Source organism: Rhizobium sp. SYY.PMSO (assembly GCF_046840415.1).
GTDB lineage: Bacteria > Pseudomonadota > Alphaproteobacteria > Rhizobiales > Rhizobiaceae > Rhizobium.
Map to the genome: position 1 here is coordinate 2,815,924 of NZ_CP177349.1, position 25,463 is coordinate 2,841,386.

A 25,463-nucleotide genomic window follows, 5' to 3' on the forward strand; every position below is an offset into this window, starting at 1 on the left:
GGGCATCTCATGACTGACGGCACGGACACCAAATCCTCCAACCAGATGTGGGGCGGGCGTTTCGCTTCCGGCCCCGCGGCGATCATGGAGGAGATAAATGCCTCGATCGGTTTCGACAAGAAGCTGTTTGCACAGGATATCCGCGGCTCAATCGCGCATGCAAGCATGCTCGCCCATCAAGGCATCATTTCAACCGAGGATAAAGACAAGATCGTTCACGGCCTGAACACGATCCTGTCAGAGATCGAGAGCGGCAATTTCGAGTTCTCCCGCCGTCTCGAAGACATTCACATGAACATCGAGGCACGGCTTGCGACCTTGATCGGCCCGGCTGCCGGACGCCTGCACACCGCCCGCTCGCGCAACGACCAGGTGGCGCTCGATTTCCGCCTCTGGGTGAAGGAAGAGCTGCAGAAGTGCGAACAGGCGCTGACCGGGCTGATTGCCGCCTTCCTCGACCGTGCCGAAGAACATGCCGAAACCGTCATGCCGGGCTTCACGCATCTGCAAACCGCGCAGCCCGTCACCTTCGGCCATCATTGCATGGCCTATGTCGAGATGTTCGGCCGCGACCGTTCGCGCGTGCGCCACGCCATCGAACATATGGACGAATCGCCGATCGGCGCGGCAGCTCTTGCCGGCACCGGGTTCCCGATCGACCGCCACATGACGGCCACCGCACTCGGCTTCCGCGAGCCGACCCGCAATTCGATCGACACCGTCTCCGACCGCGATTTCGCGCTCGAATTCCTGTCGATTGCCGCCATATCAGGCATGCATCTGTCGCGGCTGGCCGAGGAAATCGTCATCTGGTCGACGCCGCAATTCGGCTTCGTGCGCCTTTCGGACTCCTTCTCCACCGGCTCCTCCATCATGCCGCAGAAGAAGAACCCGGATGCCGCCGAGCTCGTTCGCGCCAAGACCGGCCGCATCAACGGCTCGCTGGTGGCGCTGCTGACCATCATGAAGGGCCTGCCGCTCGCCTATTCCAAGGACATGCAGGAAGACAAGGAACAGGTGTTCGATGCCGCCGAAAGCCTGGAACTGGCGATTGCCGCCATGACCGGCATGATGCGCGACATGACGATCAACACCGCCCGCATGAAGGCCGCTGCCGGCTCCGGCTACTCCACCGCCACCGATCTTGCCGACTGGCTGGTGCGCGAGGCGGGACTGCCGTTCCGCGATGCCCATCACGTAACGGGGCGTGCCGTGGCGCTTGCCGAAAGCAAATCCTGCGAACTGGCGGAGCTATCGCTGGAAGACCTGCAGGGGATCCACCCTGCCATCACCGAAAAGATCTTCGACGTGCTGACGGTCGAAGCCTCGGTCGCCAGTCGCAAGAGCTTCGGCGGCACGGCGCCGTCCGAGGTGCGCAAGCAGATCGCCTTCTGGCGCGGCCGCAACTGAGACGACACGAAACGCACTCAAACAATCGGGGTGCACAAGCGCGGGAAACTTCGCTAAGAAGAGTGACTTTCGCGCTGGAACCGGATGATTTCAGGTCGTTTCGACCTGAAATCATCCGGTTCCAAAATCAAAGAAGTCGGGCATGATGCCGTCCGCAAACCGCTCGCACTTTTCGTCATCATGCTCCAGTCGCCCAAGAGGATTTCGATGCAGATCAACATGCCGCATATCGTCCGCCTGACCGTCGTGCTTTCGGTCGTCGGCCTTGCCGTCGTCGGATGTGGCCGCAAAGGCGATCTCGATCCGCCGAGCGCATCGGCGACCAAGGGCGGCGACGTCAGCAAGCCGACCAAGCAGCCGGGCACCGAAGACAAGAAGTTCTTCCTCGATCCGCTTCTCTAATTAGGCATTCGCCGTGAACCATTTTCAGTATCGCGACGGCATCCTTTACGCCGAGGATGTTCCGGTTCCCGAGATCGCCAAGGCGGTCGGCACGCCTTTCTACGTCTATTCGACGGCAACGCTTGAGCGCCACTACCGCGTCTTCGCGGAAGCCTTCGGCGATGTCGATGCCATGGTCTGCTATGCCATGAAGGCCAACTCCAACCAGGCGGTGCTGAAAACGCTCGGCCGGCTCGGCGCCGGCGTCGACGTCGTTTCCGTAGGCGAGCTCAGCCGCGCACTGGCAGCCGGCATTCCCGCAAACCGCATCATGTTCTCCGGCGTCGGCAAGACGGCACAGGAAATGGACGTGGCGCTGGAAGCCGGCATCTACTGCTTCAACGTCGAATCCGAGCCGGAACTGGAAGTACTGAACCAGCGCGCCATCCGCGCCGGCAAGGTGGCGCCCGTTTCCTTCCGCATCAATCCGGACGTCGATGCCCGCACGCATGCGAAGATCTCGACCGGCAAGAAGGAAAACAAGTTCGGCATTTCCTGGGAGCGCGCGCGCGCCGTCTACGACCGCGCCGCCAGCCTGCCGGGCATCGAGGTCACCGGCATCGACATGCATATCGGCAGCCAGATCACCGAGCTGCAGCCGTTCGACGATGCCTTCAAGCTGCTGCGCGATCTCGTGGAGACGCTGCGCGGCGACGGCCACGACATTCATCACGTCGATATCGGCGGCGGTCTCGGCATCCCCTACCGCGACGACAACAATCCGCCGCCGCTGCCGGACGCCTATGCACAGATCGTCAAGAACCAGCTGCGCGGCCTCAACTGCAGGATCGTCACCGAGCCCGGCCGCCTGATCGTCGGCAATGCCGGCATTCTGGTGACGGAAGTCATCTATGTGAAGGATGGCGGCAACAAGAGCTTCGTCATCGTCGACGGCGCCATGAACGATCTGATCCGCCCGACGCTTTACGAGGCCTATCACGAGATCCGACCGGTTGCGCTCGCCGATGCCAACACCGCGCGCATCAAGGCCGACGTCGTCGGCCCGGTCTGCGAAACGGGCGATTACCTGGCGCTCGACCGCGAGATGGCGATGCCGAAGCCGGGCGATCTCCTTGCCGTCGGCTCCGCCGGCGCCTATGGCGCCGTGCAGGCCGGCACCTACAACAGCCGGCTTCTGGTTCCGGAAGTGCTGGTCAAGGGCAACGAGTTCCATGTCATCCGCCCGCGCGGAACTTATGAACAGCTGATCGCGCTGGACTCGGTTCCGGCCTGGCTTGAGGGATAAGCCGTTTTCAGCGATGAGTTTGAGACAGGATGGACGGAAAATCCGCCCTGTCCGATGGATCACGTTTCGGCGAAGTCCGGTGAAAAAACGGCCTTTCATGCCGGTTGCCCTCGTCTTCGCCATAAAGAATGTTATCTTTGATCGAGTGGCGTCTCGCCGGGCGCCGAGCGCAGGCGTGTGGGACGCTGCGCCATCCCCAATGGGCCGCCGGAGCCGGATGATTTTAGATCGAACCGATCCGAAATCTGAATCCGCTCTAGAATCAAAGAAGTAGAGCATGATGCCGTCCGAAAACCGCCTGCACTTTTCGGCATCATGCTCCAGAGCGTTTGCGCTTTTCTTCGAATCGCGAAGACGCTCGAGCCTTTTGTTATTACGCAGTTCCGAACGGAAAACCGCTGCGCAGTTTTCCTGGAATTGCTCTAGCCATCAACGTCAGATCGGGAGAAGACCGGACCGATGACCAGCCCCAGCAACCCCAAGAAGGGCGCTTTCGCCACCCGTCCGGCGTTGGCGCGCATGGTTGCGGTCAAGCGCTTCTTTGCCCGGATCGTGCTGGTCTTGGAGCAGCTCCTGCCGCGGATACTGCTGCCGGCCTCCATTCTTGCGCTGTTCCTGTCTGCTGCCTGGTTCGGGATTTTCCGCGTTGCGCCGGATATTCTCCGCTTCGCGATGCTTGCCGCCTTCGCCGCCGGTTTCATCGTTTCGCTCTATCCGCTGCGTCGCCTGCGCTGGCCGGGCATCGGCGAGGCCGACCGGCTGCTGGAGGAGCGAAACGGCCTAGCGCATCAACCTGTCACGGTGCAGGAAGACGAGCCGGCGCTCGACACGCCTTTTGCCCGTGCGCTCTGGCGCGAACATCAGACGCGCATGGCGGAGCGCATTGCCGCGCTGGATGCCGGGCTGCCCAGGCCGGATATCGCGCGTTACGACCGCTTCGCGCTGCGCGCCATCCCGGCATTGCTGCTGGTGACGGCCTTCAGCTTCTCCATGTCGAACGGCGGCGGCTCGCTAAGCGACGCGTTCACCGCGCCAACATCCACTTCGAGCAATCCGGATGTCCGCGTCGACGCCTGGGTGACGCCGCCCTATTATACCAGCGAAGCGCCGATCTATCTGACCGGCAACGTTGCCAAAGCCGGCGACAATCTCAACGTACCCCAGTTCTCCGAGCTGACGGTGCGCGTCTCGGGTGCTTCGACGGACGAGAAAGTGTTGTTCCAGGCGACCGGCAGCGACAAGGGCGTTGCAATTCCCGAGCAGGCTGCCGATGCCGACAAGCTGGGCCCCGCCGGCGCAAACCCGGCTGCCCCCCCCACGGCCGCACCGGCTGCAAATGCTGGCGGGACCACGCCGGCTGCCGATGGAATGGTCGCCCGCACCCACGTCCTCAAGCTCGACAAGGGCGGCGAACTGACCGTCAACGGCCGTTCATGGTCCTTCAACGTCGTGGTCGACAAGCCGCCGGAGATTACCTTCGACGGCATTCCGCACGCGACGACCAGCGGTGCGCTCGAACTCGGTTTCCGGGTCAAGGATGATTATGGCGTCGAGGAGGCATATGCCGAAATCGTGCCGGTCGAATCCGATTCCGCCGCAAAGCCGCTCTATGGCCTGCCCGAATACAAGCTGGAAATTCCGCGCCGTGATCGCCGCAACGGCAAGGGTCTGGCAAGCCACGATCTGACGCAGGATCCGCTTGCCGGCAAGCGTGTTCGCATCACTCTCGTCGCGAAGGATGGCGCAGGCCAGACCGGCCGCAGCGCGCCCTATGAGATGGTGCTGCCTTCGCGCAATTTCAGCCAGCCGCTCGCCGCCGCCGTTGCGGAAGAACGTCAGGTCTTCGCACTCGATACCCGCAAGATGCCGGAGGCGATCGAGCTGAACAAGTCGCTGACCATCCGGCCTGAAGAGACGATACCCGACCTCGGAAACTTTCTGGCGATAAAGTCCGCCTTGACGCGCATGAAACTCGCAAGCGGCGATACGGCGTTGAAGGATACGGCCGATTATCTCTGGCAGATCGCGCTCGGCATGGAAGATGCACAGCTGACGGATGCGGAAAAGGCCCTGCGCGACGCCCAGCAGAAGCTTTCCGACGCATTGCAGCGCAACGCGTCCGACGCCGAGATCAAAAAGCTGACGGACGAGCTGCGCAAAGCGATGAATGCCTATATGAAGGAGCTGGCCGAACGCATGCGCAACATGCCGGCCCAGCCCAACCAGCGCTCCGCCAACATCCTGCGCCAGCAGGACCTGCAGCGCATGATGGACCAGATCGAAAATCTCGCCCGCTCCGGCAATCGTCAGGCCGCGCAGCAGATGCTTTCCGAGCTGCAGCAGCTGATGAACAGCCTTCAGGCCGGCAAGCCGCAGCCCGGACAGCAGCAGAACCAGGCGGCGAATGACAAGATGCGCGAGCAGATGGACAAGCTCGGCCGCATCATGCGCGATCAGCAGAAGCTGATGGACCAGACCTTCAAGTTCGATCAGGCCATGCGCGACCGCATGCAGCGCGGCGATCCCAACGAGGATGGCGATGGCCTGATGGATCAGCCGCTGCCTGGCCTGAACGACCCCATGCGGCCGGATATGGGCCAGCGGAATCAGGGCCAACAGGATAAGCAGCAGGACCAGAAGGGCAACGATCCGACAAACGGCATGACCGCCGATCAGCTGCGCGATGCGCTGAAGCAACTGCGTCAACAGCAGGACGATCTAGGCAAACAGCTCGGCGAACTCCAGAAGAACCTGGGCTCGCTGGGTATGAAGCCGAACCAGAATTACGGCAAGGCACAGCAGGAGATGAAGGGCGCCTCAGGCCAGCTTGCCGAGGGCAACGGCGAAGGCGCCGTGCAGGGACAGGGACGTGCGCTGGACGCCCTGCGCAAGGGCACCCGCGAGATGATGAACCAGCTCATGGCCCAGATGCAGCAGGGTCAAGGCCAGGGTCAGGGGCAAATGCCGGGACAGATGGGCCAGGGAGGCCAGAATGGGCGCGATCCGCTCGGCCGGGGGCGCAATGACAGTAGTTTCGGGGATAATCCCGATAACAATATGGTTCCGGATATCATCAAGGCCCAGCGCGCCCGCGAAATTCTAGACGCCATTCGCGAACGGCTGAGCAACAATCCTACATTCAATGAAGAACGACGTTATCTGGAGCGCCTGCTGAATCTGGCGCAATAAACCGGATGCAACGGCTCAGGCCGCCAGCGCGCGGGCGACGGCCTTGCGGATTTCAGGCAATGCGAAGGGCTTGGCGACGACGTCTACGATCTTTTCCATCAGGTCGTCGGCGCGCTCGCGCTGCTCCGCATAGCCGGTCATCAGCAGGATCTTCATTCCCGGGCAGGTCGAATGCGCCTGATGGGCAAGCTCGATGCCGTCCATCACCGGCATGCGGATATCCGACAGCAGGAGGTCGTAGCCGCCCAGCTTCAGCTTCTCCAGGCCTTCCGCGCCGTCAGCCGCCTCCTCGGTCTCGTGACCGTCCAGGCGTAGCGCGCGGGCGACGAAGGTGCGAAGGGAATCTTCGTCTTCCGTGATCAGAATTTTTGCCATGGTCCTTGCTCCGTGGTCCGTCATGTTCCGCGACCGAAATCACCAGAATTCCGTTTGCGATAGGTAAACGGCGGACAGGCGATTAGGCTCCGTGGTTAACGAGTCGTCATCGTTGAAGCAAAATGGAACAGGCGGGCACACCGCCTGCAAGAACCGGGATTAACCTGAATCGCGAGAAACAAACGAATGGAGCAGCCGGCGGTTCCGCGAGGCGCGGAACGACTTTAGACAGCGTCACCCGTAACGACGCCGACGAACGGCAGTTCGCGGAAGGCGTAGGCGACATCCATGCCATAGCCGACGACGAAATAATCGGGGCATTCGAAACCGACGTAATCGGCTTCCAGCTCTTCCTGGCGCTTGACGCTCTTGTCCAGCAGCACGGCCAGCGTAACGTTGCGGGCGCCGCGCTCATAGAGCAGTTCCTTGGCGAAACGAAGCGTGCGGCCCGATTCCAGGATATCGTCGATCAGCAGGACATCGCGATCCTTCACGTCGCTGTCGATGTCCTTGACGATGCGAACGCCCTGGGAAACCGTGCCGGCGCCGTAGCTGGAAAGAGTGATGAATTCGACCTCGGGCGCGAGCCCGGTCTCATGCAGCGCGCGCAACAGGTCCGCCGCGAAAATGAACGAGCCCTTGAGAACTGCGATGACGAGGAGATCTTTCGTCGGCCCCTTGGCGATTTCCTTCGCCAGGGCCTGATTGCGCTCGGCAATCTGCTCGGCAGTGAAAAGCGGCTCGATATTCTTCCCGCGTACGACAGGCATTGATTGGTATGCTCCATGGCTGCGCGGCCCATGGCCGCCGATCAAGCCTTAGCCCGTAGCACAATCAACAGGCCCGACACACCCCCTAAGGCATGAAGGAAAGCCGAACATCCGGCGTTTTTCCACCGGGATGCTGCAATCGCGTCGAGAATCCGCGGCTTTCGTGCGGCCCGAGGCGGTCGATCGGCGTGTCCACGATGACGCTCCTCACCAGCTGATCGCCGGCGAAGAGATCGGCCCGCACCTGCGGAATGGAAAGCGTGGCGCCGCTGTCGTTTTCGATGATGCCGTTCAGCTTCAACACGCGCAGGCCGTTCTCGTCACGCGGCGTCAGCGTCACATGAGAGAATTGCAGCGGTTCGTCCGCCGCCTCGGCCGGCGCGCGGGAGAAGCCGGAAAACCCGCCGGAAATGCCGAAGATCAATATCGCAAGCGCGACGATGAGCGCCACGAAACTGCGCCGCGACGCCTGCTGCAAAACGTCTTCGATGCAGCGCAGAACGGACAGCATCCGCGAGACGGCCGTCTTGCGCGTTACCGGCTGCGGCCGCGATGGGGAGCGTCCGCCATAGCGCATGTTGACAGCGGATGCGGCTCTTCCGCGCGGGCCGGAGACGGTCACGAATTCGGCATCGACGATATCGGGCTTCGGTGGCACGAAACGATGCGTCTGGCCCACACCCGACCCGCGTTCGGGCGGAATAAGGTCATAAACCAGTCCCGCCTGCTGTTGACGGTGGCGAAAAGCGCCCATGACGACCTTCCTTTGCGGTGATCCACATGGTTTCGACGCCCGTTGCCAATCTGGGCATTGAAACGAATCCTGCCCAGTCGTAAATTTTAATGGTTAATGCTTCGCAAAGATCGCCATGAATGGGGCGCCTTTCCAGAAAAATTTACCGGCTGTTAACGCCATTGGTTAACAAGTCGCCTGATTGAACACTGCGGAAGACTGGACTGCCCGTTGATTCACTTTGAGAACGTCGGTTTGCGCTACGGCATGGGTCCGGAAATCCTCCGCGACCTGAGCTTCGACATACCGAGGAAGTCGTTCCAGTTCCTGACCGGCCCTTCCGGCGCCGGCAAGACGACGCTGCTGCGGCTGCTCTTCATGTCGCTGCAGCCGACCCGTGGGCTGATCCGCATGTTCGACCGGGAGATTTCGTCGATCCCGCGCAACGAGCTGCCGCTGCTGCGCCGCCGCGTTGGCATCGTCTTCCAGGATTTCCGGCTGCTCGAGCATCTTACGACCTACGAAAACGTCGCCCTCCCCCTGCGCGTGCGCGGCAAGGACGAAAGCTCCTATCGCACCGACGTATTGGAGCTGTTGAAATGGGTCGGCCTCGGCGAGCGCATCAATGTGCTGCCGCCGGTTCTCTCGGGCGGCGAAAAGCAGCGTGCCGCCATTGCGCGCGCCCTCATCGACCGCCCGGAAATCCTGCTCGCCGACGAGCCGACGGGCAATGTCGACCCGCCGATGGCGCGTCGCCTGCTCAACCTGTTTCTGGAGCTCAACCGGCTCGGCACCGCGGTCGTCATCGCCACGCACGATCTCGGCCTGATGGACCAGATCGAAGCCAGGCGCATGATCCTATCCGGGGGGCATCTCGAAATCTATGACTGAGCCCGGCCCCCGCAGAACCAACCCGAGCCCCAGGGCTCCGCAGGCAAGACAAGCGCCCGCAACGCCGGCGGAGCGCAAGCGGCCGGAAATGCGCGTGCGGCCGACCGGCCCGATCGTGCCCTCCTCCAATATTCAGGGCAATGCGCTGATCGTCGTCATCGCCATCATGGCCTTTCTCGCCTGCCTGACGCTTGGCGCGGTCAGCATGGTGCGGGCAACGGCTGCGAGCTGGGAAAGCCAGATTTCCCGCGAGATCACCATCCAGGTCAAGCCGGACGATAACCTCGACATGGAAAAGACGCTTGCCAGCGCCCGCGATATCGCGCTCAGCTTCGTCGGCACCAAGTCCGGCCAGATCGTCGACGAGGCCGCCACCGCGCGCCTGCTCGAGCCGTGGCTCGGCGCCGGCCTCGATATCAAGGAACTGCCCGTTCCCCGCCTCGTCATCATCACCATCGACGAAACGCATCCGCCTGACTTCGAGGCCATGCGCAGCCTGCTCAAGGCGCAGATCCCGCAGGCGACGCTGGACGACCACCGCACCTGGGTCGACCGCCTCGTCTCCATGGCGCATACGACCGTTCTGATCGGCACCGGCGTCCTGCTGCTGGTCTTCACCGCCATGGTCCTGACCGTGGTCTTCGCCACGCGCGGCGCGCTCTCGGGCAATCGCCACATCGTCGAGGTATTGCATTTCGTCGGCGCCGAAAGCACCTTCGTCGCCAATGAATTCCAGAAGCATTTCCTGAAGATCAGCCTCAAGGGATCGGCGGCCGGCAGCGCGCTGGCCGCCCTGTTCTTCGCCACCGCCGGCCTCCTGCAAAGCCACACGATCGCCACGCCGCAGACCGATCAGGCAACGGCGCTTTTCGGAACCTTCTCCGTCGGCGCGCTCGGCTACCTCGGCATCCTCGCCACCATGATCATCATCGCGCTGCTGACCACTCTCACGGCGCGCTTCACCGTGATGCGCACGATTTACGAGATCGATCTGATCCGCTCCGACCCCGGAAGGACGGACAGTGTCCCAAGTTGATGCCGTGGCGATGTTTTTTTACCGTTCGCCAGCCCGTTCCTTGCCGCAATTGTCGTATAGTACCGAATCATGAGCATGGATCTGACGACTCGCAAGACCGTGAGTTCGCAGGCGCTGCGGGTGCGAACCCGCGGCGACGGACCTGTGCGACGCAGCCTCTTCCGGCGTTTCCTGCGCTGGGGCGGCTTCGGGTTCATCATCTTCGTCGCCATCATTTTCGGCGGCTTCCTGCATTTTGCCGATTCGATCACCACCTTGAAACCGCCGCCGGACCCGAAGGCCGATGCCATCGTGGTGCTGACGGGCGGCTATCAGCGGATCGATCAGGCCGTCGAGTTGCTGCGCACCGGCGCGGGCAACCGCCTGCTGATCTCGGGCGTGCATCCGACCACGACGCCGTCGCAGATCCGCAAGCTGACGCAAAGCCCCGCCAATCTGTTCAACTGCTGCGTGGATGTCGGCTATGACGCGCTCGACACCATCGGCAATGCCCGCGAGGCGGCGAAGTGGATTCATGCCCGGGGCTACAAGAGCGTTCTGGTGGTAACGAACAACTACCACATGCCGCGCAGCCTCGCGGAACTGAAATATGTCGATCCGTCGACCGATTTCATTCCTTATCCGGTCGTCAACTCCGACCTGAAGACCAAGAACTGGTTCACGGATCCGAATGCGCTGCGCACGATGATCTACGAATATGCCAAGGTCCTGCTCGCCGGGGCCCGCAATATCACGGGCCTTGGACGACCGACGGGCCTGCGCTCTCGGCAACCGACCGATGAAGACGAGTAAGACGCGAAACCACGCACGCACCGACTTTTTATTGACGGTATAATCGTGTAGGCAAACCTTCGGATGCCGGCGCAAGCCGGTGCGTTGGGAAAGCCTCGATGATTATCTTGCGTTCGATCCTGTTCAATACAGCCTTCTATGCCAATCTGATCATTCGCATGATCGTGTTGACGCCGATCTATTTCCTGATGCCGCGCAAGGCCGCCTACGCGATCCCCAAGGCATGGGCGAAGTCCAGCACATGGCTGATGGCAAAGATCGTCGGCACCACCTTTGAGATCGAGGGGCTGGAGAATATCCCGAAAGGCAGCTTCATCTTCGCGCCCAAGCATCAATCCTTCTGGGATACGTTCGCGCTGCTGCCCTATCTCGACGATCCGGTCTATATCCTGAAGCGCGAGCTTTTGTGGATTCCGCTGTTCGGCTGGTATGCGAAGAAGCAGCGCATGATCCCGGTGGATCGCAGCGCGCGCGGCAAGGTCATGTTCGACGTCCTGAAGCGCACCCGCGAAGAGCTCTCCACAGGCCGCCAGCTCATCATCTACCCCGAGGGCACGCGCCGGCCGCCGGGAGCGGAACCCGTCTACAAATACGGCATTGCCCGCATGTATCGCGACCTCGGAATTCCCGTCGTCTCGGTCGCCATGCATCCCGGCCTCTTCTGGCCGCGCCGCACCTTCCGCAAATATCCCGGCCATATCAAGGTGCGAATCCTGCCGCCGATCGAGCCCGGCATGGATCCCGATGCCTTCTTCGCGCGCCTGATCGAGGAAACGGAAAAGGCCAGCGACGAGCTTCTGGTCGAGACGATCGCCGAAAACCCGCATCTGCCCGTTCCTCCGACGGCGGCCCGGCGGCTGGCCGAAATCGGCAAGGCGAAGCCGGTCACAGCCGTGGTTTGAGCCCGCACGGCAGCGCCCGATGCGCTGAACAGGATTCAGGACGCCTTTCGCATCCGCTCCACTTCGCCGGCGACCTCCTCCAGCCAGTGATCGCGGATGCCCATGTCGCGCAAATGCGTCAGCGTGTTGAAGACATAGGCATCGTTCGGGCCGGAGCGTCCGCTCGCCGACTCCACCACATGGGCCGCCTCGAGCGCATCCAGCGCGCCGGCATATTGCCGATGGCTGCGGTCGACGACATAGGTAACGGCGGTCACGCGCCGTCCGTCGGCAAGCCTGATCTGCAGCGTCTTTTCCAGATAGACGTTGGTGACGAGCTCGCGCTCGCGCAGATAGGCAAGCACTTCGTCCCAGGCGGCGGTCGGCACGCGAAAGGCCATGCCGCGGCAGGAGCCGCCGCGATCGAGGCCGAGGACGAGACCTGGGCTTTCTTCGGTGCCGCGATGGACCCAGGAACGCACGCAGAGCGAACGGCGATACCCGAAAATCAGGGCCTCGGCCCGTTCCTCATAACCAAAGCCCGGATTCCACATCAGCGATCCGTAGCCAAACACCCAAAATTCGTCCATATCCAACGCCAAATCACTGTGAAGCTTCAGTCCAACCATTGGAGAACAACATGGCAGCGTCAAGCCAGAGCGTAACGACCGGTCGAGGCAGGCGTCTGTGGTTCATCCTGTTGGGACTGGTGGTGGTCCTGGCCGGTCTTTATACCGGCGGCTGGTACTATGCGACCAGTTTCGTCAGGGCAAACGTCCTCAAGGCGCTCGGCCAGCAGAACGGCGCCAGCGTTGCCGGCAAATGCGAGAACATGGCCTTCAACGGCTTCCCCTTCTCCATCGGCCTGACCTGCGACACGGTGACTGTCGACAATCAGACGCGCGGCGTCTCGGCCAATTTCGACATGCTCAACGCCTCCGCGCCGGTCTTCCAGCCCAACCATGTCAGCTGGAGCCTGAAATCGCCGGCCGAATTGCGCACCACCGCAGGCCTATCCGTGTCGGCCGAGTGGACCGACCTGCAATCCAGCCTCGTCGCCAAGGGCCGCGGCGTCGCACGGAGCGAAACCGTCATCGACGGGCTTAAGGCGGGCATCGTCTCCTCCGTCACCGGCCAGAGCGTCAACGTGACCGCCGCCCATACCGAGATGCATGCCAGCCAGAACGGCAACGATCTGGATTTTGCCATCGGCGTCGAAAATGCCAATACCGTCATCAAGGATTTCCCGCAGACCCTGCCGACCGCATCGAGCAGCGCCAGCGTGACCCTATCAGGCAAGGCCGGCCTGCTCGACGGCAGCGACCGCGAGGGGCTTCGCGGTGCCGCGGGCGTGCTGCACCAGGCCGTCATCGATATCGGCGACGGCCGCATCATGACGCTTTCCGGCCCCTTCAGTTTCGACGACGACGGCTTTCTGTCCGGCCAGTTCAAGCTGGAAATCAATCAGATCGGCCCTTGGGGCGACAGCCTGACGACGACGCTTCCCGCCGCCAAGAGCATCATCAAGACGGCAACGAAGATGCTGAAGGCGCTCGCCAGCGGCGCGGACAAGGTCTCCGTCGATCTCACCGCCGATCGCGGCCGCCTGTCGCTCAGCGGCTTCATTCCGCTCGGCAAGATCCCGCCGATCTGAGATCGCTATCTCCTTCGGGCGTCGGAGATGTCCTTCAGAAAAAATATCTCCGGGCTCGGCTGGACGATGCGAAGGTCGATGCTGCCGGCGGCCTTGAAGCCGTTGCGGCGGTGCCAGGCTTGCGGCCCGGCTTCCGCCCATTCGCTCGACGTCATCAGATGCCGCGCTCCCTCTTCGATCATGGCGCTCTCCCATGCGCGGAACAGCGCCGTGCCGATGCCGGCGCGCTGGTGCGACGGCAGCACGCGGATCATGTCCATATAGGGTATCTTGCCCCAAAAGAGGCTGAATCGCAGGAAACCGGCGCGTTCGCCCTCCCGCTCGGCCACGAAATATTCGCCGAACGCGATGCAACGCCTGATCCAGCCCTCACCGACGTCGTCGTGCTCGATGAGCCAGGACATATCTTCGGAGCATCCGCGTCTGGCGATCACCGGCGGCCCTCCATCGCGTGAAGATGCCTATTCCTTCGTATCCAGGGCATGTCGGCCGAAGTCCGGCGCGTCGACGTCCTGACCGGCCTCGACGATCGAACGGCGGATGGCGCGGGTACGGGTGAACAGGTCGAAAATCTTGTCGCCTTCGCCCCAGCGGATGGCACGCTGCAGCGATGCGAGGTCTTCCGAGAAGCGGGCGAGCATTTCCAGGATGGCATCGCGATTGTGCAGGCAGACGTCGCGCCACATGGTCGGATCGGAGGCGGCAAGGCGGGTGAAATCGCGGAAGCCGGAAGCGGAATATTTGATGACTTCCGACTCGGTCACCGTCTCCAGATCGTCGGCGGTGCCGACGATGTTGTACGCGATCAGATGCGGCAGGTGCGAGACGATCGCCAGCACCTTGTCGTGATGTTCGGGATCCATCTCGTCGACGCGGGAGCCGAGCGTTTCCCAGAAATCGCGAAGCCGCTTGATCGCGGCCTGATCGGTGCCGGGAACAGGCGTGAAGATGCACCAGCGCCCTTTGAACAGCCCCGGGAAACCCGCATCCGGGCCGGATTTTTCCGTGCCCGCCAGCGGATGGCCCGGAATGAAATGCACGCTGGAAGGCATATGCGGCTGCATCTGCGCGATGACCGATGCTTTCGTCGAGCCGACGTCGGTGACGATGGCGCCCGGCTTCAGGTGCGCGGCGATGTCCTTGGCGACGCTCTCCGATGCTCCGACCGGCACCGAGACGATGACGAGGTCGGCGTCCTTCACCGCTTCGGCCGACGACGGCGTGTAGCGGTCGCCGAGTTGCAGTTCCTCGGCCCGCTTCAGGGTCTCGGCGCTACGCGTGGAGACCACCACTTCCTTGGCAAGGCCCAGCCTCTTGAGATCATGGGCGATGGATGAACCGATGAGACCGATGCCGATCAGCGCGATACGGTCGAACTGGATGCCGCTCATGCCTTGCGCCCCATGAACTCGGTCAGGGCGTCGATGAAGCCAAGATTGGCTTCTTCGGTGCCGATGCTCATGCGCAGCGAATTCGGGAAGCCATAGGCCCGCACGGCCCGGACGATATAGCCCCGGCTCGTGAGGAAATCGTCGGCCTCAGCCGCACGCTGGCCGTCGCTGTCGGGGAAATGGATCAGAATGAAATTCGCGACCGATGGCGTCACCTTGAGGCCGATGGCCTCGAGCGCTGCCGTCATCCTGCCGATCCAGAGCGTGTTGAATGCGACGGCCTTTTCCGTGAAGGCCTGATCGCGAATGGCGGCCGCTCCGGCGACGATGGCGGCAGTGTTCATGTTGAACGGGCCGCGAATGCGGTTGATCGCGTCGATGATGTCGACCGGACCGTACATCCAGCCGATGCGAAGCGCCGCAAGGCCATAGACCTTCGAGAAGGTGCGGGTCATGACCACGTTCTGGTTGGCGGACACCAGCTCCAGACCGGCCTCGTAGTCGTTGCGGCGGACATATTCGGCATAGGCGGCATCGAGGACGAGGATGACGTGCTTCGGCAGGCCCGCCTGGAGACGGCGGATCTCGCTGACCGGCACATAGGTCCCCGTCGGATTGCCGGGATTGGCGATGAAGACCATCCTGGTCTTCTCGGTGACGGCGGCGAGGATGGCGTCGACGTCGACGGTGCAATCCTTTTCCTTGACCGTGACCGGCGTCGCACCGGCGGCCATGATCTGGATCTTGTAGACCAGGAAGCCATGCTCGGTGATGATGCCCTCGTCACCGGCGCCGAGATAGGTGTGGCAGAGAAGGCCCAGCAGCTCGTCCGAGCCGTTGCCGCAGAGGATGTTGGCGACATTCAGCCCATGCACGTCGGCGATCGCCTGGCGCAGCTCCCTGGCCTGCCCGTCCGGATAGCGCTCGAGCTGTCCGGCAGCATTGCGGAAGGCTTCGATGGCCTTGGGGCTGGCGCCGAGCGGCGTCTCGTTCGAGGAGAGCTTGAACACGCGCGCAACGCCCGGCGCATGCTCCTTGCCCGGCACATAGGCAGCGATATCGAGAATACCGGAACGCGGGACGGGCTTGCTCATTTCCATGCTCATGGGATCGACCTTGCGAAGGACCGGAAAATTCCGGCTTTAAACACCCCGTCGCATTAATGCGGATTGACAAATTTGTCGAGTGTCAGGGCTCATGCATGAGGCTGATCGCATCAGGTGCCGTCGCGCGTCGTCGGTATGCCGCGCGGCGCAAGCACCGGCACGAAGACACGGCGCGAAGCGCGAACGGCAACGGGCAGCCCCTGATAGAGCCGCTTCTGCGCCTCGACGATGATGACGCCCGAGAAGGCCGGCCAAAGGGTACGCCCGACGCGCTCGAAGGCGCGGCGCAAGCGCAGCACGGTGCGCAGCTTCGAGGGCGGAAAGAACAGCGCCTCGGCGGTTGCGCCCGGCGTGAAGTTGGTTTCCCGCAGCAGCGAGGTCAGCTGGCCGCGCGAATAGGGCCGGCCGGAGCCGAACGGCGTATGCTCCATGCGCGCCCAGACGCCGCGGCGGTTGGGCACGGCGATGACGAGCCGCCCGCCCGGCGCCAGCACGCGCCAAAGCTCCTTCAACGTCTCACGCGGGCTTTCGGCGAACTCCAGCGAATGCACCATCAGCACGCGGTCGATCGAGCTGTCCGGCAACGGCAGCTCCTCGTCGAAGATCAGGGCCGTCGACGATGCCGAGCCCATCGGCCAGTTCACCGCGCCCTGCCCCGCCGGCATGAAGGCGAAGGTGCGCTCGGTATCGGCACGAAAGCGGTCGAGATAGGGAACGGCATAGCCGAGGCCGACGAGCCGCTCCTCCGGCATGCGCGTCCAGATGGAGGAAAGCGCCATGGCAATCGACTGCTCGGCCAAGCGGCCAAGCTCGGAATGATAGAACTGGCGGAGGTCGACGATATCGGCGTGCATCGAAACAAATGTTATCAGCCGAGCGTTGGACTTCAAGGCCGAACGGCTTACATTCTGTAACAACGGAAAAGACGAGGACGATTTCGATCATGAAGCCATTGGAATTAGAGATATTTATCTGCCGGTCCGACAATTACGGCGTCTTGGTCCATGATCCCGAGACCGGCTTGACGGCATCGATCGACGCTCCGGAGGCGGAGGCGATCCTGAAGGCGGCCGATCGCCGCGGCTGGACGATCAGCCACATCCTGACGACCCATCATCACACCGATCACGTCGAGGGCAATCTGGCGCTGAAGGAGCAGTTCGGCTGCGAGATCATCGGCCCCATCAACGAGGCCGTCGCAATCCCCGGCCTCGATCGCGCCGTCGGCGACGGCGATACGTTCGAGTTCGCCGGCCATACGGTCAATGTCATCGAGACGCCCGGCCACACCGCCGGTCATGTCTGTTATCACTTCGTCGACGACAAGCTGCTCTTTGCCGCCGACACCCTGTTTGCGCTCGGCTGCGGCCGCCTGTTCGAGCGCACGCCGGCGGATATGTGGGCCTCGCTGCAGAAGCTCGCCGTGCTGCCGGACGAAACGGCCGTCTATTTCGGCCACGAATATACGCTGTCGAACGCCCGCTTCGCGCTGACCATCGACCCCGACAACGAACGACTGAAGGCGCGCGCCGCCGATATCGAGGCGTTGAGGGCGCAAGGCAAGTTCACCATCCCGACGACGTTGGCACTGGAGAAAGAGACGAACCCGTTCCTGCGCGCCGCCGATCCGGCGATCCGCCGCCACCTGCTGATGGAAAGCCGCAGCAATGACGAGGTCTTCGCCGAGATCCGCAAGCGCAAGGACAATTTCTGATGCGGGCGAAAGAGATCATCGAAACGCTTTCCATGCAGCGGCATCCGGAAGGCGGCTGGTACGTGCAGACCTTTCGCGACGAAAACGGCGGCGCACGCGGCCACTCCACGGCGATCTACTATCTGCTCGAGGCCGGCGAGCGCTCGCACTGGCACCGGGTTCGCGATGCAGCCGAGGTCTGGCATTACTATGCCGGCGCACCTCTCGCCTTGCATCGCTCCGCCGACGGCACGGCCAGCGAAAGGCTCGTTCTCGGCACGGATCTGGCAAAGGGCGAGCGGCCGCAGGCGATCATTCCGGCCAACTGGTGGCAATCGGCCGAAAGCCTCGGCGAATTCACGCTGGTCGGCTGCACGGTCGCGCCCGGCTTCGAGTTTTCGAGCTTCGAAATGGCCCGCCCGGACTGGAAGCCCGCTTCCGGCTGACCCTTTTTACCTTTCATTGACATCAAGCGGGACAGCACGGAGCGCGCAGCCTTGAAAAAGTTCTGCGCCATCTAGCTTTACACGGGGAGAGAGAAGATTGGTCCATTCGGAGGAGGTTTATTCGTGCGTGTGTTGTTTTCTTTGCTCGTCGCGGCGGGCTGCGTCATGAGCGCCCCTGTTTTCGCCCTTGATGCGCCGGCCTCGCCGCCGGCAGACCAGCCGCTGAAAAACTATGTAACGTCCGTCGAAAAGGACGGCTCCATCACCTTCCGCCTGTATGCGCCCTCGGCAAAGGCGGTGTCCGTCGGCCTCGGCTTGCGCGATCCTGTCGCCATGCAGCGCGGCGATGACGGCACATGGAGCCTCAAGACGGAGGTGCTTAAACCGGATCTCTACGAGTATTATTTCAATGTCGACGGCTTTCGCAGCGTCGACACCGGCACGAACGCGCCCAAGCCGCAGCGGCAGGTCAATACCAGCCTCATCCTGGTGCCCGGCAGCATACTCGATACCCGCAACGTGCCGCACGGCGACCTGCGGCTGGTGACACTGCATTCCAGGGCGCTCAATTCGGAACGGCAGATGTATGTCTACACGCCGCCCGGCTACACCGATTCCTCCAGGCCGCTGCCCGTGCTCTATCTCTATCACGGATTTGGCGACACGGTCGGCTCCTGGGTCGCGCAGGGCCGCGCGCCGCAAATCCTCGACAATCTTCTGGCAGAGAAGAAGATCGAGCCGATGATCGTCGTTATCCCGGATACGGAAACCGATGTGCCGGACGCGATCGCCGAGACTTTCCCCGGCGCGGACCGGCGCGCGAACTTCTATCCGGCGAATGCCGAGGCGGCCGATCGCGAGCTGACAGACGATCTCATCCCGTACATGAAGAAGCATTACCGGGTGCGCAACGACGCCGACGGCCGAGCCGTTGCCGGCCTGTCGCAGGGCGGGTATCAGGCCCTCGTGTCGGGCCTTTCGCACCTCGACACCTTCGGCTGGGTCGCAACCTTCAGCGGCGTCAGCACGACGACCGTCCCCAACAAGACCGTGGACGCCGTGCTGAACGAGCCGGAGAAGATCAACAAGGCGCTCCGCAACTTCACGGTGACGGTCGGAAGCAAGGATCAGGTTGTCGGCAAGGATGTCGCCGGCCTCAAGGCGACGCTGGACGAGAAGAAGATCAAGCACGAGTATCACGAATATCCGGACCTCCAGCACGAAATGGATGTCTGGCGGCCGTCGCTCGTCGCCTTCCTGGAGAAGGTCTTCAAGAAATAGCCGATCGGGAATGCGGCGGAGCTATTCCGCCGCTTCGGCCCGCGGCTATTCCACATTGCCTCGACGCAGGATCATCCGGTGCGCGGCCAGCACCGCGCCGCCGGTGACGAGCAGGCAGGCAAGCGCGATGCCCCAGCTCGGCTCGGCAAAGCCGAACAGCGTCAGGATCAGGGTCGACAACAGCGGTGCGGCATAGCTCGCCGCGCCGAGAATCTGGATATCTCCGTTCTTGACGCCGTAATCCCAGGCATAGAAGGCCGCGCCGACAGGAAAGAGGCCGAGACCGAGTACGGCAATCCATTGCGTCACGCTCTCCGGCCAGATCGTTTCCTCCAGCCCAAGGTGGCAAAAAAGGGAGAGAATGGCAGTGACAAGGCAGAAAACGGTGACGACGTCGGTGGAAACGGCCTCGAAGCGGCGCGTGACGAGGGAATAGCCGGACCATGTGAAGGCGCAGAGAAAGGCCGCGCCATAGCCGACGGCATAGGCGCCTTCGAAATGAAAGCCGTTGCGGCCGACGATCAGAACCGTGCCCGCGAGCCCCATCAGAGCGCCGACGATATGATACCAGCGCAGCCGCTCGCCGGGCAGCAGCGCGGAGCCGACGACGATCAGCAGCGGCCAGAGATAGGCAATAAGCCCCGCTTCGACCGCCGGCGCATGGCGCAGCGCCGTGAAATAAAGGAAGTGATAGCCGAAAAGCCCGGCAATTCCCGTTATCCAGACCTTGGCGGGCTGGCGCAGCAATTGCAGGCGCTCAGGCCGCAGCAGAAGCACGGCGATGCCGGGAATGCTGCCGATGGCAAAGCAGATGGCGAGCAGCTGAAAGGGCTGCATCCTGCCGGACGCCACCGTCAAAAGCGCCAGAAACGACCACATCACGATGGCCGAGAAGCCCGTCAATGTCGCGCGAAACGTCAACCCTGCCCCCAAGCTGGCCGCTGCGGACGTCCTCCACCGCTAGCTGCCGTATTTTACGGCCGTAATCGTCACCGTCCCGTATTGTGTGGGTATGCGGACGTAGACCGGAGCATATACGTTCATGGCATCGGCCTTGGCAAACCAGATCTCCATATTGTCGCTCTTGGCGAGATAGAGATAGTCCTTGCGCGTGCCCTTATAGCCGCTCTTCGGCGTGAAGCGCACGGCGCAGGCGATCGTCTTGCCCTTGAAGCCATCCGTCGAGAACGGATGCGATCCCTTCGGCGACAGTTTCAGGTCCATACGCATCTCGCCGTCGAAGACGGCCAGCGTCTGGTTGCACAGATTGAGGCTGGGCGTGATCGGGAAGATCATGCCGGAAATCGGATCGAGCACCGACTTCAGGTCCGCCTCGGAAAGGGGGATCCAGCTATCCGGTCGCTTCGGCTCCGGCGTGATGGTGTTCGACGTCACGTTGCCGTTGGCATAGGCCACATCGTAGGTGCGCTCCTTCTTGCCGCTCTTGTAGAACAGCGAATAATGCGTCGCCTGCAGCCTGTTTTCGTCGACGACGCCGGTCACGTCCGTCCTGGCATCGATGGAAGTAACAAGATCGGCAAGGCCCGCAGACGTGATATCGCCACGGATGGTGAACTGCTTGCCCGTGACCTCGGTCTTGAAATCCGCCCTGGCGATCGGCAGGCCTGCCAGCGAAACGCGATACCGCGTTTCATGCCGCAGCACGTCGGCCGATGCCATCGATGACATCGACGCAACGATCGCCGAAATAACAAGACACTTGCGAATTTGAACCATGATCAAGGCCTTCAACGAGGATCAGGCGAGATATATAGTGCTTTCCTCGCCTGCTGCGAGCGTCAGAGAACAGCAGCTTTTTGACGGAATTGCGGGAAAACACAAGGTTTGGCTTGACGCGGCCGGGCTCTCTGACTATAGAACCGCAACTTTCCAATTATGGCCTGTTGGATTGCGTGCCGGGTTTTGCCCGGGATGACTATCCGATGGTCAAGAAAAACAAAAGTAGGTGTACCATGTCCCGCATGTGCGAATTGACTGGCAAGGCCGTCCTCGTGGGCAACAATGTCAGCCACGCCAACAACAAGACCAAGCGTCGGTTCCTGCCGAACCTTTGCCAGGTCACGCTGATCTCCGACGTTCTCGGCCAGCGCTATCGCCTGCGCGTTTCCGCTGCAGCGCTCCGCTCTGTCGAACATCGCGGTGGTCTGGACGCTTTCCTGCTGAAGGCAAGCGAAAACGAACTCAGCATGCGCGCTCGCCTGCTGCGTCGCCAGATCGTCAAGAAGTCCGCTGAAGCCGCAGTTGCTGCGTAAGCTCTAGCGCTTCGCGATATCATACGGGCTAAGAGGCTTGCACGGATCATATCCGGACAGGCCTTTTTCCATGCCCGGTTTCCTCCAACTGGTGGCATCACCCAGGATAAAAAAATGCTGACGACACGCCATACCCTTATCTACGTTCTGCTGATGACGCTTGTCGTCGTCGCCTCCAACATCCTCGTGCAATATCCGCTGCAGGCAACGCTCGCCGGCATCAACCTTGCGGATATCCTCACCTGGGGCGCGTTCACCTATCCGGTCGCCTTTCTCATCACCGATCTGACAAACCGCCAGTTCGGCCCGAAGGCCGCGCGCAAGGTGGTGTTTGCCGGCTTCGTCGTCGGCGTGGCGCTATCGTTCTACACGGCACAGCCGCGCATCGCGATCGCCTCCGGCTCCGCCTATCTCGCCGGCCAGCTGCTGGATATCTCGGTCTTCAACCGCCTGCGCCGCATGGCCTGGTGGCGCGCGCCGCTGTTCGGCTCGCTCATCGGCTCGATGCTGGACACGCTGATCTTCTTCTCCTTCGCCTTCGCGCCGTTCTTCGTGTTCTTCGGGCCGAACGATCCCTTCGCGATCGATTGGGCTCCGATCCTCGGCATCTTTTCCGCATCGGCACCCCGCTGGATTTCCTGGGCGATCGGCGACTTTTCGGTCAAGGTGACGGTCGGTCTCGTCATGCTGCTGCCCTATGGCGCACTGATGAACATGCTGAAGCCGATGTCGCAGGCTCCGACAGCCTGAAGGACCGATGATCCGCTGCGCGCCTGCCCTTTGGTGCGCAGCACGCATTCCTGACCTGCGAGAGATACCGGCGGCGGATCGATTCCGCACGGAAAACAGCCTAGTTCCGGCTCACGACATTTTCATCGTGCAGCTTGAATTCCAGCATCAGGCTGCGCTGCAGGATCGAATGATTGTCGTCCGAGACCAGGATGAGATGAAGCGAGCCATCGGCCGCCTGGAACACGTCCATGCCCTCCATATTGTCGATCTGCTCTCTTGAGCTGGCCTCGAAGATCACCTTGCCGCCGGCGACCGCACCCGGCTTGATATCCGCGCCGGCTATCCGGCGGATTCGGACGCCAAGGCCGTGTATCAGACCGAAGCGGCGCTCCAGCAGCAACAGATCCCCGTCCGGCAGAAAGACGCCGTCGCTGACGTCGTAGCCGCCATAGTGCCGCACGGTGAAGCGGCCTTGCAGCGGCCCGTCGAGAATGGCGGCAAGCATGTTGCCCTCGTCGTCCAGGCTGTCTTCCGCGACGATGACGGCGCCTCCTGCAAGCGGGCTCGACTGCGGCGCGATCATCAGCGCCTCGAGGCTGCGATTGGCGCGTAGCTGCCATCGCGGGATCGGCAGCGGCAGCGTACCGTCCGGCGGCGAAATCTCGAAGCCGGGATCGGGATAGGCGTCGACGCGATGATGCTGCTCGTAGCTGACGAGGACATGATTGCCGCGCAGGGCCAGTCCCTCGGCATCCATGCCCCCCTTGCCGGGGTCCGTGCCGCCATAGCGGTCGATCATAGGCATGATCCGCGCATCGCTCACGCCCTTCAGTCGGCCGTTCTCATCCCGCTCGACAGCCCCGGTGAGCCAATGACCGGTATCCAGCACGGAGATGAAATTTCGGTGGTCAGGACGAAAGCGAATAGCGGAGACGGCGCCGAGAAGCGCATTGTCCGAACTGAGCTCAAGGCCGCCAAGAAACTCCAGCGCACCGAAGCGTGTTTGATCGGAGCCGGGCTTGAAGGCGGAAATGATCCTGACGTCAATGGCAGCCGGGCCGCCCTCGTCCGCGTCATTTCCGGAGCTGCAGCCGGCAAGCAGCCCTGCGAGCACGGCGATCAGGCACGCGCAGCTTCTCGAAACCGGCCAAGTTCGAAGACCTGCGGAAGAAAGGGGCACCGGCCGCAAGGCCGATGCCGCAAGACGCCTGAGCGGGCTCAGCTTGCGCGGCGCATGCGCGAGCGCGGCATGCTCGTCTGGTCTTCGAACAGCGAAGCGAGCTGCTCCGTCATCGCTCCGGCCAGTTCGTCGGCATCGACGATGGTGACGGCGCGGCGATAGTAGCGCGTCACGTCATGGCCGATACCGATGGCCAGCAGCTCGACGGGCGAGCGCGTCTCGATCTGGTCGATCACGGCGCGCAGGTGCCGCTCCAGATAGTTGCCCGGATTGACGGACAGCGTGGAGTCGTCGACCGGCGCACCGTCCGAGATCATCATCAGGATGCGACGCTGTTCGCGGCGGCCGAGCAGGCGGTTGTGCGCCCAGATCAGCGCCTCGCCGTCGATATTCTCCTTGAGCAGGCCTTCGCGCATCATCAGTCCGAGGTTGCTGCGAGACCGTCTGTAGGGCTCGTCTGCGGACTTGTAGATGATGTGGCGCAGGTCGTTCAGCCGGCCCGGCGTTTGCGGCTTGCCGCCGGCAAGCCACTTCTCGCGCGCCTGCCCGCCCTTCCACGCCTTGGTGGTGAAGCCGAGGATCTCGACCTTCACGCCGCAGCGCTCCAGCGTGCGGGCCAGGATATCGGCGCAGGACGCGGCAACCGTGATCGGACGGCCGCGCATCGAGCCGGAATTGTCGATCAGCAGCGTCACGACCGTATCGCGGAACTGCGTATCGCGCTCCATCTTGAAGGACAGCGCCTGCATCGGGTCGATGATCAGGCGCGGCAAACGTGCCGGGTCGAGATAACCCTCTTCCAGATCGAAGTCCCAGGAGCGGTTCTGCTGCGCCATCAGGCGGCGCTGTAAACGGTTGGCAAGCCGTCCCACCGCGCCCTGCAGATGTGCGAGCTGCTTGTCGAGGAAGGCGCGCAGGCGTTCGAGCTCGGCCACGTCGCACAGTTCCTGTGCCGTCGTGGTCTCGTCGAACTCCTCCGTATAGACGTGATAGTCGACCTTCTCGTTGAAATCGGCGAAGGGCGTATTCGGACGGCGCGTCTCACCCGGCGTTTCCGAGTCCTCCTCGCCTTCCTCGCTCATATCGTCGTCGGAGATTTCGCCGCCGTCTTCGGTCGCGCCATCCTCCATCTGCTCGTCGGAGGCTTCGCTGTCTTCGGCCGGCGCGGCATCTGAGCCTTCGTCTTCCTTGACGTCGTCGTTATCCTGATCTTCGCCGTTCGGCTTGTCCTCTTCGCTCGGCTGTTCCTCGCTGTCGGGCTCGGATTGCTCGTCGCCATACTCCTCCGCCATCTCCATGGCCGACAGAATATTGCGGACGACGCGGGCAAAGCTCTGCTGGTCGTTGATGGTCGCAAGCAGGTTGTCGAGTTCGCCGCCGGTCTTTTCCTCGATGAAGGGGCGCCAGAGGTCGAGCACCTTGCCGGCGCTTTCCGGCGGCTTCTGGCCGGTCAGCTTCTCGCGCACGATCATCGCCATGGCTTCGCCGATCGGCGCATCCTCGCGCCGTTCGATGCCGGAAAAATTCGCCTTGGCGTATTTCTCCGTATTCATCGAGCTGATGTTGGCGGCAACGCCGCTCATGCGCAGCGAGCCGATCGATTCGACGCGCGCCTGCTCGACGGCATCGAAAATGCTGCGGGCATCCGCACCCTGGGGCGCCATGACCGCATGCACGCGGGCATCGTGACAGGCAAGACGCAGGGCCATCGAATCGCCGAGGCCGCGCGTCACCGCCAGCTCATGCGCCGTCGGCCGTTTCGAAAGTTCCGGCAAGCGAATGCGCTCGCCGGTCATCCCCGGGCGTTCGTTGGCAAAGGCCACTTCGACCTCGGCATCGCCGGCGATCGAGCGGACGCAGCCGGTGATCGCCCGGCGCAACGGCTCCATGTCCACCGGCGCGCCCGGCTTCGCTTTGGAATTATCTCCGCGACCTGACATGAT

General features: G+C 62.6%; 26 protein-coding genes. 14 read left to right on the forward strand and 12 right to left on the reverse strand.

Annotated elements, in window-relative coordinates:
- Positions 1-9 precede the first annotated feature (9 nt).
- From argH to ACJJVH_RS13735, 4 genes are all read left to right on the forward strand, one after another.
- Entirely contained in the window at positions 10-1,410 is a 1,401-nt protein-coding gene (gene argH / locus ACJJVH_RS13720; protein ID WP_112804095.1) for an argininosuccinate lyase, read from the forward strand.
- Between the two features lie 207 nt (positions 1,411-1,617).
- A complete protein-coding gene (gene lptM / locus ACJJVH_RS13725) occupies positions 1,618-1,812 on the forward strand; it encodes an LPS translocon maturation chaperone LptM (protein ID WP_112804130.1) in 195 nt (64 codons plus the stop codon).
- Positions 1,813-1,825: 13 nt separating this feature from the next.
- Positions 1,826-3,097 carry a diaminopimelate decarboxylase gene (lysA, locus tag ACJJVH_RS13730; RefSeq protein ID WP_412064154.1) on the forward strand — a complete coding sequence of 424 codons (1,272 nt, stop codon included), beginning with the start codon at positions 1,826-1,828 and terminating at the stop codon, positions 3,095-3,097.
- A gap of 459 nt (positions 3,098-3,556) precedes the next feature.
- The gene (locus ACJJVH_RS13735; protein WP_412064155.1) at positions 3,557-6,286 is read left to right on the forward strand and encodes a TIGR02302 family protein; all 2,730 of its coding nucleotides are present in this window, start codon (positions 3,557-3,559) and stop codon (positions 6,284-6,286) included.
- A gap of 15 nt (positions 6,287-6,301) precedes the next feature.
- Here ACJJVH_RS13735 and ACJJVH_RS13740 read toward each other — a convergent pair whose 3' ends face one another.
- The 3 genes from ACJJVH_RS13740 to ACJJVH_RS13750 all read right to left on the reverse strand — a co-directional run bounded on the left by ACJJVH_RS13740 (position 6,302) and on the right by ACJJVH_RS13750 (position 8,185).
- Positions 6,302-6,661 carry a response regulator gene (locus tag ACJJVH_RS13740; protein WP_112804131.1) on the reverse strand — a complete coding sequence of 120 codons (360 nt, stop codon included), beginning with the start codon at positions 6,659-6,661 and terminating at the stop codon, positions 6,302-6,304.
- A gap of 224 nt (positions 6,662-6,885) precedes the next feature.
- Entirely contained in the window at positions 6,886-7,431 is a 546-nt protein-coding gene (hpt, locus tag ACJJVH_RS13745; protein WP_112804098.1) for a hypoxanthine phosphoribosyltransferase, read from the reverse strand.
- A gap of 85 nt (positions 7,432-7,516) precedes the next feature.
- Positions 7,517-8,185, reverse strand: coding sequence for a hypothetical protein (locus ACJJVH_RS13750; protein WP_412064156.1), 669 nt, complete (start codon positions 8,183-8,185; stop codon positions 7,517-7,519).
- A 210-nt stretch (positions 8,186-8,395) separates the two neighbouring features.
- Between ACJJVH_RS13750 and ftsE the strand changes: the two genes are divergently transcribed.
- The 4 genes from ftsE to ACJJVH_RS13770 all read left to right on the forward strand — a co-directional run bounded on the left by ftsE (position 8,396) and on the right by ACJJVH_RS13770 (position 11,785).
- Positions 8,396-9,055, forward strand: a complete 660-nt coding sequence (ftsE, locus tag ACJJVH_RS13755; protein WP_112804100.1) for a cell division ATP-binding protein FtsE — start codon at positions 8,396-8,398, stop codon at positions 9,053-9,055.
- Positions 9,048-10,091: a cell division protein FtsX gene (locus ACJJVH_RS13760; RefSeq protein ID WP_412064157.1), complete on the forward strand. Its 1,044-nt coding sequence runs from the start codon at positions 9,048-9,050 to the stop codon at positions 10,089-10,091. The genes ftsE and ACJJVH_RS13760 overlap by 8 nt, the downstream gene beginning before the upstream one ends.
- Before the next feature lie 69 nt (positions 10,092-10,160).
- Positions 10,161-10,883, forward strand: coding sequence for a YdcF family protein (locus ACJJVH_RS13765; protein ID WP_112804101.1), 723 nt, complete (start codon positions 10,161-10,163; stop codon positions 10,881-10,883).
- Between the two features lie 98 nt (positions 10,884-10,981).
- Entirely contained in the window at positions 10,982-11,785 is an 804-nt protein-coding gene (locus ACJJVH_RS13770; RefSeq protein WP_112804102.1) for a lysophospholipid acyltransferase family protein, read from the forward strand.
- A gap of 35 nt (positions 11,786-11,820) precedes the next feature.
- Here ACJJVH_RS13770 and ACJJVH_RS13775 read toward each other — a convergent pair whose 3' ends face one another.
- The gene (locus tag ACJJVH_RS13775) at positions 11,821-12,393 is read right to left on the reverse strand and encodes a gamma-glutamylcyclotransferase (protein ID WP_112804103.1); all 573 of its coding nucleotides are present in this window, start codon (positions 12,391-12,393) and stop codon (positions 11,821-11,823) included.
- Between the two features lie 11 nt (positions 12,394-12,404).
- Here ACJJVH_RS13775 and ACJJVH_RS13780 point away from each other — a divergent pair, with 11 nt between their 5' ends.
- Complete coding sequence (locus ACJJVH_RS13780) at positions 12,405-13,418, forward strand: DUF2125 domain-containing protein (protein WP_113358841.1); 1,014 nt, start codon at positions 12,405-12,407, stop codon at positions 13,416-13,418.
- A 5-nt stretch (positions 13,419-13,423) separates the two neighbouring features.
- Here ACJJVH_RS13780 and ACJJVH_RS13785 read toward each other — a convergent pair whose 3' ends face one another.
- The 4 genes from ACJJVH_RS13785 to ACJJVH_RS13800 all read right to left on the reverse strand — a co-directional run bounded on the left by ACJJVH_RS13785 (position 13,424) and on the right by ACJJVH_RS13800 (position 16,805).
- Positions 13,424-13,822 (reverse strand): GNAT family N-acetyltransferase, encoded by a 399-nt coding sequence (locus tag ACJJVH_RS13785; RefSeq protein ID WP_412064158.1) that lies wholly within the window; start codon positions 13,820-13,822, stop codon positions 13,424-13,426.
- 57 nt (positions 13,823-13,879) lie between these two features.
- Positions 13,880-14,809, reverse strand: coding sequence for a prephenate/arogenate dehydrogenase family protein (locus tag ACJJVH_RS13790; protein WP_412064159.1), 930 nt, complete (start codon positions 14,807-14,809; stop codon positions 13,880-13,882).
- Complete coding sequence (gene hisC, locus ACJJVH_RS13795; protein ID WP_412064160.1) at positions 14,806-15,915, reverse strand: histidinol-phosphate transaminase; 1,110 nt, start codon at positions 15,913-15,915, stop codon at positions 14,806-14,808. Before hisC ends, ACJJVH_RS13790 begins: the two co-directional genes overlap by 4 nt.
- 110 nt (positions 15,916-16,025) lie before the next feature.
- Positions 16,026-16,805: a class I SAM-dependent methyltransferase gene (locus tag ACJJVH_RS13800; protein WP_112804107.1), complete on the reverse strand. Its 780-nt coding sequence runs from the start codon at positions 16,803-16,805 to the stop codon at positions 16,026-16,028.
- A gap of 53 nt (positions 16,806-16,858) precedes the next feature.
- On the opposite strand from ACJJVH_RS13800, the gene gloB reads away from it, so the two are divergent.
- The 3 genes from gloB to ACJJVH_RS13815 all read left to right on the forward strand — a co-directional run bounded on the left by gloB (position 16,859) and on the right by ACJJVH_RS13815 (position 19,335).
- On the forward strand, positions 16,859-17,629 hold the full coding sequence (gene gloB / locus ACJJVH_RS13805) for a hydroxyacylglutathione hydrolase (RefSeq protein WP_112804108.1): 771 nt from the start codon (positions 16,859-16,861) through the stop codon (positions 17,627-17,629).
- Positions 17,629-18,054: a cupin domain-containing protein gene (locus ACJJVH_RS13810; RefSeq protein WP_113372385.1), complete on the forward strand. Its 426-nt coding sequence runs from the start codon at positions 17,629-17,631 to the stop codon at positions 18,052-18,054. Before gloB ends, ACJJVH_RS13810 begins: the two co-directional genes overlap by 1 nt.
- A 123-nt stretch (positions 18,055-18,177) precedes the next feature.
- Positions 18,178-19,335: an esterase gene (locus tag ACJJVH_RS13815; protein ID WP_412064161.1), complete on the forward strand. Its 1,158-nt coding sequence runs from the start codon at positions 18,178-18,180 to the stop codon at positions 19,333-19,335.
- Positions 19,336-19,380: 45 nt separating this feature from the next.
- Here the strand turns inward: ACJJVH_RS13815 and ACJJVH_RS13820 are convergent, their stop codons facing one another.
- Both ACJJVH_RS13820 and ACJJVH_RS13825 read right to left on the reverse strand, forming a co-directional pair.
- On the reverse strand, positions 19,381-20,256 hold the full coding sequence (locus tag ACJJVH_RS13820; protein WP_412064162.1) for a DMT family transporter: 876 nt from the start codon (positions 20,254-20,256) through the stop codon (positions 19,381-19,383).
- A 39-nt stretch (positions 20,257-20,295) separates the two neighbouring features.
- Positions 20,296-21,072 carry a DUF3108 domain-containing protein gene (locus ACJJVH_RS13825; RefSeq protein ID WP_112804112.1) on the reverse strand — a complete coding sequence of 259 codons (777 nt, stop codon included), beginning with the start codon at positions 21,070-21,072 and terminating at the stop codon, positions 20,296-20,298.
- 236 nt (positions 21,073-21,308) lie between these two features.
- On the opposite strand from ACJJVH_RS13825, the gene rpmB reads away from it, so the two are divergent.
- Positions 21,309-21,608, forward strand: coding sequence for a 50S ribosomal protein L28 (rpmB, locus tag ACJJVH_RS13830; protein WP_069612914.1), 300 nt, complete (start codon positions 21,309-21,311; stop codon positions 21,606-21,608).
- A gap of 114 nt (positions 21,609-21,722) precedes the next feature.
- Positions 21,723-22,358 (forward strand): queuosine precursor transporter, encoded by a 636-nt coding sequence (locus tag ACJJVH_RS13835; protein WP_113372381.1) that lies wholly within the window; start codon positions 21,723-21,725, stop codon positions 22,356-22,358.
- A gap of 100 nt (positions 22,359-22,458) precedes the next feature.
- On the opposite strand, the gene ACJJVH_RS13840 is transcribed toward ACJJVH_RS13835, so the two are convergent.
- Both ACJJVH_RS13840 and cobT read right to left on the reverse strand, forming a co-directional pair.
- A complete protein-coding gene (locus ACJJVH_RS13840) occupies positions 22,459-23,454 on the reverse strand; it encodes an esterase-like activity of phytase family protein (protein ID WP_412064163.1) in 996 nt (331 codons plus the stop codon).
- 104 nt (positions 23,455-23,558) lie between these two features.
- Positions 23,559-25,460 carry a cobaltochelatase subunit CobT gene (cobT, locus tag ACJJVH_RS13845; protein ID WP_412064164.1) on the reverse strand — a complete coding sequence of 634 codons (1,902 nt, stop codon included), beginning with the start codon at positions 25,458-25,460 and terminating at the stop codon, positions 23,559-23,561.
- Positions 25,461-25,463: the final 3 nt, after the last annotated feature.

Excerpts from the sequence above, each read along its gene's own strand:
- ACJJVH_RS13825 (WP_112804112.1), bottom strand. The coding sequence starts at position 21,072 with ATGGTTCAAATTCGCAAGTGTCTTGTTATTTCGGCGATCGTTGCGTCG.
- ACJJVH_RS13790 (WP_412064159.1), bottom strand. The coding sequence starts at position 14,809 with ATGAGCGGCATCCAGTTCGACCGTATCGCGCTGATCGGCATCGGTCTC.
- ACJJVH_RS13765 (WP_112804101.1), top strand. The coding sequence starts at position 10,161 with ATGAGCATGGATCTGACGACTCGCAAGACCGTGAGTTCGCAGGCGCTG.
- ACJJVH_RS13740 (WP_112804131.1), bottom strand. The coding sequence starts at position 6,661 with ATGGCAAAAATTCTGATCACGGAAGACGAAGATTCCCTTCGCACCTTC.
- lptM (WP_112804130.1), top strand. The coding sequence starts at position 1,618 with ATGCAGATCAACATGCCGCATATCGTCCGCCTGACCGTCGTGCTTTCG.
- gloB (WP_112804108.1), top strand. The coding sequence starts at position 16,859 with ATGAAGCCATTGGAATTAGAGATATTTATCTGCCGGTCCGACAATTAC.
- ACJJVH_RS13760 (WP_412064157.1), top strand. The coding sequence starts at position 9,048 with ATGACTGAGCCCGGCCCCCGCAGAACCAACCCGAGCCCCAGGGCTCCG.
- argH (WP_112804095.1), top strand. The coding sequence starts at position 10 with ATGACTGACGGCACGGACACCAAATCCTCCAACCAGATGTGGGGCGGG.
- ACJJVH_RS13810 (WP_113372385.1), top strand. The coding sequence starts at position 17,629 with ATGCGGGCGAAAGAGATCATCGAAACGCTTTCCATGCAGCGGCATCCG.
- ACJJVH_RS13835 (WP_113372381.1), top strand. The coding sequence starts at position 21,723 with ATGCTGACGACACGCCATACCCTTATCTACGTTCTGCTGATGACGCTT.
- rpmB (WP_069612914.1), top strand. The coding sequence starts at position 21,309 with ATGTCCCGCATGTGCGAATTGACTGGCAAGGCCGTCCTCGTGGGCAAC.
- ACJJVH_RS13735 (WP_412064155.1), top strand. The coding sequence starts at position 3,557 with ATGACCAGCCCCAGCAACCCCAAGAAGGGCGCTTTCGCCACCCGTCCG.
- hisC (WP_412064160.1), bottom strand. The coding sequence starts at position 15,915 with ATGAGCATGGAAATGAGCAAGCCCGTCCCGCGTTCCGGTATTCTCGAT.
- hpt (WP_112804098.1), bottom strand. The coding sequence starts at position 7,431 with ATGCCTGTCGTACGCGGGAAGAATATCGAGCCGCTTTTCACTGCCGAG.
- ACJJVH_RS13770 (WP_112804102.1), top strand. The coding sequence starts at position 10,982 with ATGATTATCTTGCGTTCGATCCTGTTCAATACAGCCTTCTATGCCAAT.
- cobT (WP_412064164.1), bottom strand. The coding sequence starts at position 25,460 with ATGTCAGGTCGCGGAGATAATTCCAAAGCGAAGCCGGGCGCGCCGGTG.
- ACJJVH_RS13775 (WP_112804103.1), bottom strand. The coding sequence starts at position 12,393 with ATGGTTGGACTGAAGCTTCACAGTGATTTGGCGTTGGATATGGACGAA.
- ACJJVH_RS13750 (WP_412064156.1), bottom strand. The coding sequence starts at position 8,185 with ATGGGCGCTTTTCGCCACCGTCAACAGCAGGCGGGACTGGTTTATGAC.
- ACJJVH_RS13780 (WP_113358841.1), top strand. The coding sequence starts at position 12,405 with ATGGCAGCGTCAAGCCAGAGCGTAACGACCGGTCGAGGCAGGCGTCTG.
- ACJJVH_RS13785 (WP_412064158.1), bottom strand. The coding sequence starts at position 13,822 with ATGTCCTGGCTCATCGAGCACGACGACGTCGGTGAGGGCTGGATCAGG.